We start from the raw sequence: 12631 nt of genomic DNA on the forward strand, positions 1-12631 counted from the left end.
TTAATGTCACATTAGTGGGTTGCATTTCATAAAGGATGATAAAAAATGGAAAATCATAATGTTGAAAAATCATTGAAACTATTTATTGTATTATCACGTGCCTATCGCTCAATTAATCATCACATGAACAAACATATTGTGAAGCACGGGCTGAATCCAACTGAATTTGCTGTGCTAGAATTGCTGTATCATAAAGGTGATCAGCCGCTTCAGCAAATCGGTGATAAGATTTTACTTGCAAGCGGCAGCATCACGTATGTGGTTGATAAATTGGAGAAGAAAGAACTCCTCAGCCGCAAGGCTTGTGCAGAAGACCGCAGGGTGACATTTGCGCATATTACCAAGCAGGGACGAGCTTTGCTTGATGACATCTTCCCAGATCATGCGAAAGAAATTCATGAGATGATCAGTGTCCTCAGCGAAGAAGAGAAAGATGCCTGCATCGATATGCTCAAACATGTAGGGCTGCGTGCAAAGCATTTATATGATCATCAAGAATAAATAAAAAGGAAGCCGCTGGCTTCCTTTTCAGCGCGCAAGCAATCCCTCGCATTCAGTTGTCAGCCCTGCGTGCCGGTGCTCATTCCTAGACTGCAAAGGTTTTCTATCACGCTGAAAAGAAGACAAAGGGCTAAAATAGAGATCATTTTAGCCCTTTGTCAACAATCTGTAAAGAAGCCGCTGGCTTCTTTTTTTATTTCGCTTTTTTCTCAATCGGTAAAATGAGTACTTCTACACGCCGGTTTTTACTTCTGCCTTCTGCTGTATCGTTCGAGGCAATCGGTTTGAATTCGCCGTATCCTTTTGTACTAAAGTTCTCTTGGTTTAGATTGCTGTTTTCAAGAAGAATATTTAAAAAGTTCACAGCGCGAATGGCGCTTAAATACCAGTTTGATTCAAATTCTGAATTTCTGATTGGTACATTATCTGTATGTCCGCTAATGACAATGTCACGAGCAGGATTAATGACGAGCAGTTTTGAGATTTCTTTTGCTAACGGGACATCCTGAGGGCGAATAACTGCCCGTCCAGAGTCAAAGAAGATACTGTCCTCAATCGTAATGAGAAGACCTTCATCCGTAAGCTTTGTTTCGAGCTTTGAACCAAGTTTTTTATTTGCAATGAATGAATCGACCTGCTTTTTGACCTTTGTGAGAACCGCTTGGTCCCTAGCCTTTGCTTTGGCTTCTTCATCTTTCTCTTCCTCGGCTGCTTTCTTGACTTGGTTGCTGTTTTCAGTTTCTTCCGTGCTTTGCATGCTGGATTGATCCATAACACCAGTACCGCCAGTAAAAACTACATTAAAAGACTTAGCCATCTGTTCATATTTTGCCGCATCAATTGAACTAGATGCAAAGAGCACAATGAAGAGGGCGAGAAGAAGCGTTAGTAGATCGGCATAAGGGATAAGCCAAGATTCATCTACATGGTCTTCATGATCATGGTTTTTACGTTTCCTAGCCATTTTGATTTTCTCCTTCTTCAATGACAAGATTTGCACGTTCTTTTGCTGGTAAGTACATAAGAAGTTTTTGTTCAATGACTTTTGGAGATTGACCTTCAAGAACAGAAAGAATACCTTCGATCATAATCAGACGAAGCTTTACTTCTTCCTTTGATTTACGCTTCAGCTTGTTGGCAAATGGATGCCATAACACATATCCGGTAAAAATCCCAAGCAGTGTGGCGACAAAGGCAGCACTGATCGCATGTCCAAGTGCTTCAATATCTCCCATGTTGGCAAGTGCGGCAATAAGTCCGACAACGGCGCCAAGTACCCCTAGCGTCGGAGCGTATGTACCAGCTTGTGTAAAGATTAATGCACCTGACTGATGTCGTTCAGACATGGCGTCAACTTCTTCTGTTAAGACGTCTCGAATAAATTCAGCACTTTGGCCGTCAACTGCCATGCTTAACCCGTTCTTTAGAAAATCATCATCGACTTCCTCAAGACTTGCTTCTAATGCCAAAAGACCTTCACGACGCGCAATTTGTGCCCAGTTTGAAAATAGAGGGATCATTTCTTGAATCGTTGGAAGCTGGCTGTCTTTGAAAATTTTGCCGAACAATTTTGGTGTTTTCTTAATTTCACTAGAAGGGAATGCGATGACAACAGCTGCAACCGTCCCAACAATGATGATTAATATAGCCGCCGGGTTGAGAAGAGCAGTTAGACTCACACCTTTCAAAACCATACCGACACCTAGTGCAATAAATGCTAAAATAATACCAATTAACGATGTTTTGTCCATTATCTCACCAAATCCTTTAACTATCTTTTTCTATAGTTAATATCGGTGTGTTCCAGAAGGGTTTTAGTCAGAATATAAAATTAAGACACTTTCTGTGAAGAATTTTTGACGAAAGCGCTTTCTATCTGCGTAAAAAGAAAACTCCCTCTCATATAAAGGGAGTCTCCATTTAATCGTTTTGAGCTGGTTCATCTAAATGAAGCAGCTCTTTTAATTTTTCTTCATACATGATTTTAACAAGATCGTAGCTCCAATTCATCATGTGATCCACCTCTTTTTCTTTTATCGTAAAGGAAAAGAGGCGGGGGAGCGTCGTCGTTCAGATGGAACTTAGACGCCGCAACATGATGGAGATGCATATCATCCTGAAGATGTAGTTATCCTTTTTTTACGACGATTTCGTCATGTTCAACATCCACAGTAAATCCAGAAAGCTGCTCCTCTTCAAGCAGGATCTCCGTCATTTGGTCTTCAACGTGCTCTTGGATGGTTCTTCGAAGTGGACGAGCGCCAAATGCAGGGTGATATCCAAGCTCTGCGATTTTTTCTTTCGCTTCATTTGTGACATGGACTGTTAAATTCTGCTCTTTTAATTGCTCTGACAGCTCATTGAGAAGAAGATCAACAATCTTCACTAAATCATCTCTGTCTAATGATTCAAACTGAATGATGCTGTCAAAACGGTTCAAAAATTCTGGTTTGAAGTAGCTGCTTAGTGAATCAATGAGTGATTGTTCCTCAATCGCTTCTTCCTGATCAGACTGGAAGCCGACCTTGACCGTTTTATCTGCGCTGCCTGCGTTACTTGTCATGATGATGACTGTATCTTTAAAGCTGACCGTTCTGCCTTGGCTGTCTGTTAAGCGGCCATCTTCCATGATTTGCAGGAACATGTGCTGTACATCTGGGTGTGCTTTTTCGATTTCATCCAGCAAAATGATGCTGTATGGTTTTCTGCGCACTTTTTCAGTCAGCTGGCCAGCTTCATCATGTCCAACGTAACCAGGAGGAGAACCGATGAGTTTGGACACAGAGTGTTTTTCCATGTACTCACTCATATCTAAACGAATGATCGCATCTCTTGAACCGAATAATTCTTCAGCTAACGTTTTAGACAATTCGGTTTTCCCGACACCTGTTGGTCCAACGAAAAGGAAGGAGCCTGTTGGTCTATGTTTCGATTTTAAACCAGCTCTGCTTCTTTTCACGGCTTTCGCCACTTTATCAACCGCATGTTCCTGTCCAATCACTCGTGCTTTTAGACGGACGTCAATTTCTTTCATTTTGGTTTGTTCGTCTGCTTGGAGTTTCCCGACAGGAATGCCTGTTTTTTGTTCCACAATGGCCTGAATGTCCTCTGCTGTAACGATATGCTCTTTTTCAGTTGTTTTGTTTTGAAGTCTTGCTTCAATGGCTTCTTCTTCATCGCGTAGCTTCGCTGCTTTTTCATATTGTTCTTCTTTTAGCGCAGCTTGTTTTTCTGCGGCAATTTGCGCTAGTCGGTTTGTCAGCTGATCTTCACTTGCTGCATCAATGGAGAGGTTCGCTTTTGAACCAGCTTCATCCATTAAATCAATGGCTTTATCCGGCAAATGACGGTCTTGAATATACCGCGAAGATAATTGAACGCACGCTTTGATTGCTTCATCTGAATAGGTGACACCATGATAGGCCTCGTATTTATCTTGAATGCCTTTTAAGATGTCGATTGCTTCATCTTGTGTTGGCTCATCTACGATAACGGGCTGGAAGCGCCGTTCGAGTGCAGCATCTTTTTCAATTTGGCGATATTCTTTTAATGTCGTCGCACCTACTAGCTGCAGCTCGCCTCTTGCAAGGGCTGGTTTTAAAATGTTTCCAGCATCCATTGATCCTTCTGCAGATCCTGCGCCCACAAGAAGGTGGATTTCATCTACAAATAAGATGATATTTTTACGGCTTTGCAGTTCTTTGATTAACTGCTTCATTCTTTCCTCAAATTGACCGCGTACACCTGTGTTTGCGACAAGTGAGGAGACATCTAATAAATAGATTTGTTTGTTCTTTAATTTATTTGGCACATCGCCGCTCGCAATTTTGAGCGCGAGTCCTTCTGCGATCGCTGTTTTCCCAACACCTGGTTCACCAATAAGAACAGGGTTATTTTTATTTCTTCTATTTAAAATCTCAATGACTCTTGCGACTTCTTCATCTCGGCCAATGACTGGATCAATTAAACCAGCATTTGCTCCATCTGTTAAGTTACGGCCAAGCTCATCGAGTAAGCCTTTTTGCTTTGGCTGCTCCATGTTTGGGGCATGACTTGCTGCCTGAGAGAAGAATGAACTTCCTCCAAAAAGCTGAGGTCCCATTTTCATTTTTGACTGCTCCATCAAAGAGGTATAGCAGTCTTCACATAAAACCATTTGGCTCCGGGACGAATTTACTTGCATATTCAGGCGAATAGTTGCTTCATTTACTTGACAATGTTGACAACGCATTTGCCATGACCTCCTTAAAATAAAGTTTGACTTTATTTGACCAATGAATGTTAAAGAAAATGGCCTATTGTTTGACCATCTTTGACTATAGTATACTCTGACCTATTTTGACTTTCAACTGTTTTGCTCAAAGGGGAATAAAAATCCTTTTTTGCATTTAATCATGGTTTGTCCTTCTTTTCAAGGAACTTGTCTCATAGGATAAAAAAGAGACAATCGAAAGTGATGGGTGCGGAGGGGTCACATGAAACGTTCAAATGAATCCGCTTTTCAGCTTGCCTTTGTTTATGTAGGAACAGTGGTTGGAGCTGGGTTTGCGACAGGGAAAGAAATCGTAGAATTTTTTGTTCGTTTTGGCTGGATTGGACTATTAGGGATCCTGATTAGCGGTGTTATTTTTACTGGCCTTGGGGCAAAAATGATGCTGATTTCGAAACGAATCGAAGCAGAATCTTATCAAGATATGAACCGTTTTTTATTTGGCGCAGCTGCGAGTCGATATATTAATATTGTCATGTTTTTTATTTTACTTGGTGTCACCTCAGTCATGATTTCAGGCGCAGGGGCTATTTTTGAAGAACAGCTTGGCATATCGAAGGAGTATGGGATCTTTTTGACGATCATTTTGAGCGTCATTGTACTCTTTAAAGGTTCAAAAGGGCTATTTGGAGTCAACGTCCTTGTCGTTCCAATGCTGATTTTCTTTTCAATGATCGTGTTTCTTGATTCATTTGTGTTTAGCAGCAGTGAAAGTTATGTTCTTGCGCTGCAAATGGGTGAGGGCGAGTGGATATTATCAGCCGTGTCATATGGTGCCTTTAATTTAGCACTGTCACAGGCAGTGTTAGTACCCGTCGCAAATGAAATGGCCTCTGAAGCAGTCATTAAAAAGGGAGCGGTGCTTGGGGGCGTCATGCTGACACTCATTTTGCTTGCTTGCTTCTTATCTCTTTCTTCATTAGATATGCTGGAGGCGTTTGATATTCCAATGGCCCAGGTAGTGTATCAAGTCGCAAACTCCATTCATCTCATTTATTTATTTGTCATCTTCGGTGAAGTTTTTACATCCGTCATAGGCAATTTATACGGGCTGGAGAGACAAGTGAGGGCATATATCCGAATGAACAGCATCTTTACGATATCCCTTATTCTCATATGCTGCTATGTGATTAGTAAAATTGGTTACGGTACACTGATTTCAACGGTTTATCCGGTTTTTGGCTATGTCAGCATCTTTTTTATCCTCTTTCTTTGTCTAAAAAAAGTGCCTGCCCCGCTAGATAAGTAAAGAAAGGATAGCCTGCATGAAAAATATGTGGTACACTATCCTCTGTGAAAATTGAACAAAAATCCGTGAAGACGGGAGAGGTTCTAGCAAAACCCTCTATAAAAAACTAAGGACTTGCCGTATCCTTGGATGTGGCATTTTTTATTTTTTATGGCTGGGACACCTCATACACATGTAAAGGTGTCTTTTCTTTTGAGAAAAATAGGGGTTTTCAGGAGCCTTTCAGATGCAGTGTTGTACGGTTGTACTCATCTGCAAAAGGAGGAGAACAGAAAATGAAAAATGAAAAAGCAGTCGTTGTCTTTAGCGGGGGACAGGACAGTACGACATGTTTATTATGGGCACTTCAACAATTTGAAGAGGTAGAAACCGTGACCTTTCATTATAATCAGCGTCATCAAGAAGAAATTGATGTCGCCAAAAGAATCGCAGACAAATTAGGTGTGAAGAATCATCTGTTAGATATGTCTCTTTTAAATCAACTGGCACCTAATGCTTTAACAAGAGATGACATTGACATTGAGGAAAAAGAAGGAGAGCTTCCTTCCACATTTGTACCAGGAAGAAACTTAGTGTTCTTATCTTTCGCCTCTATTCTTGCGTATCAAATTGGAGCAAGACATATTATCACAGGTGTTTGTGAGACAGACTTTAGCGGCTATCCAGATTGCCGTGACGAGTTTGTGAAATCTTGCAACGTCACAGTGAATTTAGCAATGGAAAAACCATTTGTGATTCATACACCACTGATGTGGCTGAATAAAGCAGAAACATGGAAGCTGGCAGACGAGCTTAATGCGCTGGATTTTGTGAAAAATGAAACGCTCACTTGCTATAACGGCATCATCTCTGATGGCTGCGGGGAATGTCCTGCGTGTAAGCTGCGGAAAAATGGCTATGACACTTATATGGAAATGAAGGAGGCAAAATAAATGCTTTCTCAAATCTATCCACAAACCGATCATCCATTTTCATTTGAATTAAATAAAGACATGCATGTTTCTGCTGCCCATTTCATCCCGCGAGAAGATGCGGGCGCATGCAGCCGTGTTCATGGTCATACGTACACCATCAATATCACGATTGCGGGAGACGAGCTAGATGAATCGGGTTTCCTTGTCAATTTCAGTACATTGAAAAAGCTCATTCATGGGCAGTACGATCACACGCTGCTCAATGATCATGAGGAATTCTCATCAAACGATCGATACGCGATGCCAACCACTGAGGTGGTGGCAAAGACCGTACATGACAAAGTCGCAGCGTATTTATCGACTTTAGCGAACAAGCCAGCATGTGTTCAGGTCTTTGTCAGAGAGACACCAACAAGCTATTGCATTTACCGTCCGAAACGAGTTGAGATCAATGGCTAAAGCGATTCCCGTATTAGAAATCTTTGGTCCAACCATTCAAGGAGAAGGAATGGTCATTGGACAAAAAACCATGTTTGTCAGAACGGCTGGCTGTGACTACTCGTGCAGCTGGTGTGATTCCTCCTTTACATGGGATGGCTCAGCGAAGCATGACATTCAGTGGCTTGAGGCAGAAGACATTGTCAAAGAATTAAAAAGAATAGGCGGACAGGCTTTTTCTCATGTCACCATTTCAGGGGGAAACCCAGCGCTTTTAAAACAAATGGAATCCCTCATTGATTTACTGCATGAAGAGGGAATTGATACAGCGCTTGAAACACAAGGGACGATGTATCAGGAATGGTTTTTGAAAATTGATGATTTAACCATTTCTCCTAAGCCGCCAAGCTCGAATATGAAAACAGATTTTACGAAACTAACACGTATTATAGATGAGCTGAAAAGCGGGAATAGATTGCAGCATGCTAGCCTGAAGGTCGTGATCTTTGACGATCGTGACCTAGCGTATGCGAAGGATGTTCATGCAAAATACCCTGAGCTTCCTTTTTATTTGCAGGTAGGAAATGATGACACGACGACAGCTGATGATGCGTACTTATTGACGCATTTATTAAAGAAATATGAAGCGCTTGTCGATCAAGTAGCGCAAGATCCAGACTTAAACCGCGTAAGAGTGCTGCCGCAGCTGCACACGTTATTGTGGGGAAATAAACGAGGCGTATAGAAAGGAAGAGATGACATGACGACAAGAAAACCAGAAGAATTAGAAGGTGTCACGCTACTGGGAAACCAAGGAACCAATTATTTGTTTGATTATGCACCACAAGTGCTTGAAACGTTTCCAAATAAACATACAAATAGAGATTACTTTGTGAAATTCAACTGCCCAGAATTTACCTCACTATGTCCGCAAACAGGTCAGCCGGATTTTGCGACAGTTTATATCAGCTATATCCCAAATGAAATCATGGTTGAAAGTAAATCGTTAAAATTATATTTGTTCAGCTTCCGTAACCATGGTGACTTCCATGAGGACTGTATGAACATTATTATGAACGACCTGATTGAATTGATGGACCCAAGGTATATTGAAGTATGGGGCAAATTTACGCCAAGAGGCGGTATTTCCATTGACCCGTATACGAACTACGGGAAACCTGGCACGAAATATGAGGAAATGGCAGAATACCGTATGATGAACCATGATATGTATCCGGAGACAATTGATAATCGGTAATTATTCCGCTGTGTGAGACGGAGTGTGAAACGAATTGGTGTCACATTAAAGTGGAAAAAGTCATACCTGAAAATACTCATGGGAATTGTATGAAAAAGTGTGACCTGAGGTGCAACCTGAACTGTGACTTTTATGCAGTGAAAAATTGATAGTGCAGAAGCAGATGAAGGCGTACAATTTGTACGTCTTTTCTTTTTTATCCGAAAGAAAAAATGCCTATTTAGAGATCATAGGCATTAAATATTATGATCATATCTTCATTTATTGTTTAAAGTTAAGTTTCTGAACCTTCTCTTTAACATTTGAAACAGCTCTTTTTTGAATTTCATCAAAGTTCTCCTGAATATAGTCCATGACACTTCTGATTAGAACTTCACTTTCAAAATTGACTATCTCATTTATTTCTGACTGTTCTTCATCTGTTAGGTGATGGTATTGATGTTGTTTAGCATTTACTTCAGCAGCTACTTCAATCCTAACTTTAGTTGTTCTGGTTGTACAATTTCATATTCACCTTCTGCATACTCTTGCTCCGCATAATGGCTCCCCCATTGACAGAGTTCCTGCAAGATAGGTTTAAGAGAGTCTCCAAGTTCAGTGGATGAATATTCAACCTTCGGCGGTACTTGATTATACATCTTTCTGGTCACAAGTCCACTGGCCTCAAGCTCTCTAAGTGTTTGAATCAGCATTTTCTGAGTGATATTTGGGATAGTGCGCTTTAATTCACTCGTTCTCTTTGGTCCATTCATTAAAAAGTATAATACAAGGCCTTTCCATTTTCCGCCAATCACTTCCTTTGTCACTTCAAACCCACAGCTGAATTTTTTCATGTCTAAAGCTCTCCATTCCACATTTATTACTTTTTAGTTACTATATCACAAAAAAGTGGGTACTTCCGATAATGTGCTTGCTGGAGGATACTATATCTTGTAAGTTGCTCTTCAAGTACTTAAAGGTACTAGACATAAAATAATATGAATTCTAAAGGAGTGTTAAGTATGGGTAAATTTGAAGGTAAAATAGCGCTTGTAACGGGTGGAACAAGTGGGATTGGTCTTGCTGCTGCACAAAAATTTGTAAACGAAGGTGCATATGTGTATATCACGGGACGTAGACAAAACGAACTTGATAAAGCTGTTAACCAAATTGGCAAGAACGTAACCGGTGTTCAAGGTGATATTTCTAAGCTTGAAGACTTAGACAAACTATATGACATGATAAAGCAGGAAAAAGGTAAGTTGGACATCCTTTTTGCTAATGCAGGCATCGGCAACTTCCTTCCATTAGGTGAAATTACTGAAGAGCAGGTTGATAGAACGTTCGACATTAACGTGAAAGGAACCATTTTTACTGTTCAAAAAGCGCTATCACTATTCCCGGACAAAGTAGGTTCTATTATTGTAACGGGCTCTACTGCTGGATCAATTGGCAACCCAGCATTTAGTGTATATGGAGCATCTAAAGCAGCATTAAGAGCACTAGTTCGCAACTGGATTCTTGACCTAAAAGGTACTGAAATTCGTGTAAATGTGGTAAGTCCAGGAGTGATTCTTACACCTGCATACGATGAGCTTTTTGGTGATGCACTTGAAGGAGCGATGGAAAATGCCAGAAATACTGTTCCAGCTGGAAAAGTTGGGACACCTGAAGAAGTAGCAAACGCTGTAACTTTCCTTGCTTCAGATGAAAGCAGTTACTTGACGGGTGTTGAATTGTTCGTAGATGGCGGGCTAGCACAGGTATAATGTCACTGCGAAGAGATTACAAATCGTCCCCAAAAAAAGTTAATGGGGATTTACTTGAGTCGTATAAAAAAGTCGTTTTCCTTATGTCCTGAGTAACCACAAATGCTGCAAACTAAGTTTGGTGATGGATATGTAAAATGAAAAAAAAGGAAAAGACATGCCGGATGCATGTCTTTTTTTGCGAAACAACCATAAAAAAAGAGAAGAGTCATGTCACTCTTCTCATACGAATGGGAATAGAACTTGCTAGGACGGCTGGGGGCTACCAGCTCGTAAACATATTATACATGACAGAACGTACGTTTGTAAAGGGGGATCATGTTTTTTTGCTTATCTCATTTGATGTAAGATAAAATAGAGGGAGTGAATGATAAACGGAGGCGTTTGAGTTGGCAAACAAAGAAGAGCGGGCAGAGCAGCTGCTAATGGATCTAAGGGAAGAGCTTCAAATGCTCGAACATCAAAACAAAGAACGGTATAAATGGAGTGCCTCCACATTGCTTGGAGTGATTGCCCTCTTGATTGATAAAGGAGTGATCACACCCGAGGAAGTCGAGATGTACAAGACAAAGGCGGAAATGCAAACCTTTCATACGCAAAAAGACTGACCCCTCTTTAAGTGGTATCAGTCTTTTTCATATGTGATTGTTCAAATAGAGCAAAGTTGTCAAACGAGCCAAATTTGCTTTATATATACGTATGTACCGATTGTCTGAATTGAGGATTGCAAATTAATGTACGGAGTCTTTGATGATTTTATAGTTTTTATGATTAACGACTGTTAGTGAATCCAGTTCTAGATCTCTATAGTTGTCCATAATGGTGACATCCACAATGACAGAGTTTTCATTCACTTTTTCAACTACACCTGTTAAACCATTTCTAAATTCGATCACATTTCCAATTTTTGCAATCTTCAACCGATCCCTCTCCTTTAAAAACAGATTTCATTCCCTATTAAAAAGTATTTTGCAATATTTTCATACCAATGTAAAGGATAAAGACGTTTTTGTTTTGTTTTCGTTGTATCCTCTTCTAACGAATGGTATATTTAATAATTGATCATGGCTGAAAAGGAGCGGTTTTTTTGACTGAAGAACAAATCCTCACAATCCTCGAATCTTTACGGAATGGGACGGAAAAACAGGTGGCCATCCAAAAAGATGACTTTTTAACGTTTCGTTCTGTTTTGGTGAATCAAGATGATTTTAAACATTTTCGCGGGATCGCCAAACATGGTGGAGATGTTATTTTTGAATATCTTACAGAAGCAAGAAGCTAAAGCTTTTTCTCATTGATGAGAGAAAGCTTTTTTATTTTCGTTCTTTTGTCACACTTCAAACGACTCTGATACATATGAAAAGAAAATGTAATAACCCATAATCAGGAGCATAAGGATGATGATAGGTGAAAAAGGGACCTTTTTAAGCGCTAACAATTCCATTTTATGTGCGCTCAACTAGGACATGCCATTTAATGACGGAATTTGGACAGGCATGTAAATCTTTGTGCGTGAAAATAGAATGAGCTCTTGTTAGAGTGGACAAGTATCTTACAGCCTACTTTGATTAAAGGAGGAAAAAGGCGAATGATTAAAATTCATACAGCTCTTTTTGTCATCCTTATGCTCGTTGCAGCAATGAAGATGGACAATATACAAGAGCAGCAAGGCACATTAAGTCACGAACTTTCACAAGCACCTGTTAAACATCAGCTTTCATATATAGATCAAGACCACGATCAAGTCATCCCAGCATTTTCTGAACAAAAGCGTCAGCCAAAAGTGAAATTGCTAAGTACGTCAACAGAAGAAAAGTCTTCAAAACCGAAGCAAAAGAAAAAAGTAAAATCTGAAACAACGAATAAGGCAAGCGGCAAACAGTATTCTAATGAAGAAATGGACTTGCTTTCTCGGTTGGTACACGCTGAAGCGAAAGGTGAATCTTACGAAGGGAAAAAAGCGGTGGCAAGTGTTGTCTTAAACAGGGTGGAGCATCGTTCTTTTCCTGACAGCGTGAAAGGTGTGATTTATCAGCGAAATGCCTTCCAGCCAGTATCGAATGGAAGCATTCATGATAAGGCAGATCAAGATTCCATTAAAGCGGTGAAGCAGGTAGTAAAAGAGCATGACAGAACAACAAAGGCTATCTATTTTTATAATCCAAAAACGGCAACAGATCATTGGATTCGTTCCCGCAAAATTGTAGAACGTATCGGACGTCACGTGTTTGCCGTATAGAGAAAAAGAGCGAT

The 12631-nt window shown here is 40.3% G+C and carries 15 protein-coding genes and 1 riboswitch; of the genes, 10 read left to right on the forward strand and 5 right to left on the reverse strand.

Going from position 1 to position 12631, the window contains the following annotated elements; genetic code table 11:
• Positions 1–45 precede the first annotated feature (45 nt).
• Complete coding sequence (locus tag MHB69_RS06380; RefSeq protein WP_034281539.1) at positions 46–501, forward strand: MarR family transcriptional regulator; 456 nt, start codon at positions 46–48, stop codon at positions 499–501.
• Between the two features lie 193 nt (positions 502–694).
• On the opposite strand, the gene motB is transcribed toward MHB69_RS06380, so the two are convergent.
• The 3 genes from motB to MHB69_RS06395 form a co-directional block, all read right to left on the reverse strand.
• Positions 695–1465 (reverse strand): flagellar motor protein MotB, encoded by a 771-nt coding sequence (gene motB, locus MHB69_RS06385; RefSeq protein WP_034281540.1) that lies wholly within the window; start codon positions 1463–1465, stop codon positions 695–697.
• A complete protein-coding gene (gene motA, locus MHB69_RS06390; protein ID WP_024424680.1) occupies positions 1458–2252 on the reverse strand; it encodes a flagellar motor stator protein MotA in 795 nt (264 codons plus the stop codon). Before motA ends, motB begins: the two co-directional genes overlap by 8 nt.
• Positions 2253–2629: 377 nt before the next feature.
• The gene (locus MHB69_RS06395) at positions 2630–4732 is read right to left on the reverse strand and encodes an ATP-dependent Clp protease ATP-binding subunit (protein WP_120207160.1); all 2103 of its coding nucleotides are present in this window, start codon (positions 4730–4732) and stop codon (positions 2630–2632) included.
• Between the two features lie 244 nt (positions 4733–4976).
• Between MHB69_RS06395 and MHB69_RS06400 the strand changes: the two genes are divergently transcribed.
• From MHB69_RS06400 to queF, 5 genes are all read left to right on the forward strand, one after another.
• Positions 4977–6020, forward strand: a complete 1044-nt coding sequence (locus MHB69_RS06400; protein WP_342496089.1) for a hypothetical protein — start codon at positions 4977–4979, stop codon at positions 6018–6020.
• A gap of 71 nt (positions 6021–6091) precedes the next feature.
• A riboswitch (PreQ1 riboswitch) is annotated at positions 6092–6136 on the forward strand.
• Positions 6137–6295: 159 nt separating this feature from the next.
• Positions 6296–6952 (forward strand): 7-cyano-7-deazaguanine synthase QueC, encoded by a 657-nt coding sequence (gene queC, locus MHB69_RS06405; RefSeq protein ID WP_024424683.1) that lies wholly within the window; start codon positions 6296–6298, stop codon positions 6950–6952.
• The gene (queD, locus tag MHB69_RS06410; protein WP_034281544.1) at positions 6953–7393 is read left to right on the forward strand and encodes a 6-carboxytetrahydropterin synthase QueD; all 441 of its coding nucleotides are present in this window, start codon (positions 6953–6955) and stop codon (positions 7391–7393) included.
• Complete coding sequence (gene queE, locus MHB69_RS06415; protein ID WP_041116452.1) at positions 7386–8117, forward strand: 7-carboxy-7-deazaguanine synthase QueE; 732 nt, start codon at positions 7386–7388, stop codon at positions 8115–8117. Before queD ends, queE begins: the two co-directional genes overlap by 8 nt.
• A gap of 15 nt (positions 8118–8132) precedes the next feature.
• Positions 8133–8630 (forward strand): preQ(1) synthase, encoded by a 498-nt coding sequence (gene queF, locus MHB69_RS06420; protein WP_024426839.1) that lies wholly within the window; start codon positions 8133–8135, stop codon positions 8628–8630.
• 464 nt (positions 8631–9094) lie between these two features.
• Here queF and MHB69_RS06425 read toward each other — a convergent pair whose 3' ends face one another.
• Positions 9095–9463, reverse strand: coding sequence for a winged helix-turn-helix transcriptional regulator (locus MHB69_RS06425; protein ID WP_342496090.1), 369 nt, complete (start codon positions 9461–9463; stop codon positions 9095–9097).
• A gap of 168 nt (positions 9464–9631) precedes the next feature.
• On the opposite strand from MHB69_RS06425, the gene MHB69_RS06430 reads away from it, so the two are divergent.
• The gene (locus MHB69_RS06430; RefSeq protein WP_034281548.1) at positions 9632–10378 is read left to right on the forward strand and encodes a glucose 1-dehydrogenase; all 747 of its coding nucleotides are present in this window, start codon (positions 9632–9634) and stop codon (positions 10376–10378) included.
• Between the two features lie 389 nt (positions 10379–10767).
• Positions 10768–10986, forward strand: coding sequence for a hypothetical protein (locus MHB69_RS06435; protein WP_070325762.1), 219 nt, complete (start codon positions 10768–10770; stop codon positions 10984–10986).
• 123 nt (positions 10987–11109) lie between these two features.
• On the opposite strand, the gene MHB69_RS06440 is transcribed toward MHB69_RS06435, so the two are convergent.
• A complete protein-coding gene (locus tag MHB69_RS06440) occupies positions 11110–11298 on the reverse strand; it encodes a DUF2187 family protein (RefSeq protein WP_003211747.1) in 189 nt (62 codons plus the stop codon).
• Between the two features lie 167 nt (positions 11299–11465).
• Between MHB69_RS06440 and MHB69_RS06445 the strand changes: the two genes are divergently transcribed.
• Together MHB69_RS06445 and MHB69_RS06450 are read left to right on the forward strand one after the other, a co-directional pair.
• The gene (locus tag MHB69_RS06445) at positions 11466–11660 is read left to right on the forward strand and encodes a hypothetical protein (RefSeq protein ID WP_034281552.1); all 195 of its coding nucleotides are present in this window, start codon (positions 11466–11468) and stop codon (positions 11658–11660) included.
• Between the two features lie 306 nt (positions 11661–11966).
• Positions 11967–12617, forward strand: a complete 651-nt coding sequence (locus MHB69_RS06450; RefSeq protein ID WP_034281553.1) for a cell wall hydrolase — start codon at positions 11967–11969, stop codon at positions 12615–12617.
• The last annotated feature ends 14 nt before the right edge of the window (positions 12618–12631 follow it).

Origin of the sequence: Bacillus sp. FSL K6-0994, assembly GCF_038630815.1 — a bacterium.
In the GTDB taxonomy this organism is placed as follows: domain Bacteria; phylum Bacillota; class Bacilli; order Bacillales; family Bacillaceae; genus Bacillus; species Bacillus safensis.

Coding starts and splice junctions, on each gene's coding strand:
- MHB69_RS06380 (WP_034281539.1), top strand. CDS start 46: ATGGAAAATCATAATGTTGAAAAATCATTGAAACTATTTATTGTATTA.
- motB (WP_034281540.1), bottom strand. CDS start 1,465: ATGGCTAGGAAACGTAAAAACCATGATCATGAAGACCATGTAGATGAA.
- motA (WP_024424680.1), bottom strand. CDS start 2,252: ATGGACAAAACATCGTTAATTGGTATTATTTTAGCATTTATTGCACTA.
- MHB69_RS06395 (WP_120207160.1), bottom strand. CDS start 4,732: ATGCGTTGTCAACATTGTCAAGTAAATGAAGCAACTATTCGCCTGAAT.
- MHB69_RS06400 (WP_342496089.1), top strand. CDS start 4,977: ATGAAACGTTCAAATGAATCCGCTTTTCAGCTTGCCTTTGTTTATGTA.
- queC (WP_024424683.1), top strand. CDS start 6,296: ATGAAAAATGAAAAAGCAGTCGTTGTCTTTAGCGGGGGACAGGACAGT.
- queD (WP_034281544.1), top strand. CDS start 6,953: ATGCTTTCTCAAATCTATCCACAAACCGATCATCCATTTTCATTTGAA.
- queE (WP_041116452.1), top strand. CDS start 7,386: ATGGCTAAAGCGATTCCCGTATTAGAAATCTTTGGTCCAACCATTCAA.
- queF (WP_024426839.1), top strand. CDS start 8,133: ATGACGACAAGAAAACCAGAAGAATTAGAAGGTGTCACGCTACTGGGA.
- MHB69_RS06425 (WP_342496090.1), bottom strand. CDS start 9,463: ATGAAAAAATTCAGCTGTGGGTTTGAAGTGACAAAGGAAGTGATTGGC.
- MHB69_RS06430 (WP_034281548.1), top strand. CDS start 9,632: ATGGGTAAATTTGAAGGTAAAATAGCGCTTGTAACGGGTGGAACAAGT.
- MHB69_RS06450 (WP_034281553.1), top strand. CDS start 11,967: ATGATTAAAATTCATACAGCTCTTTTTGTCATCCTTATGCTCGTTGCA.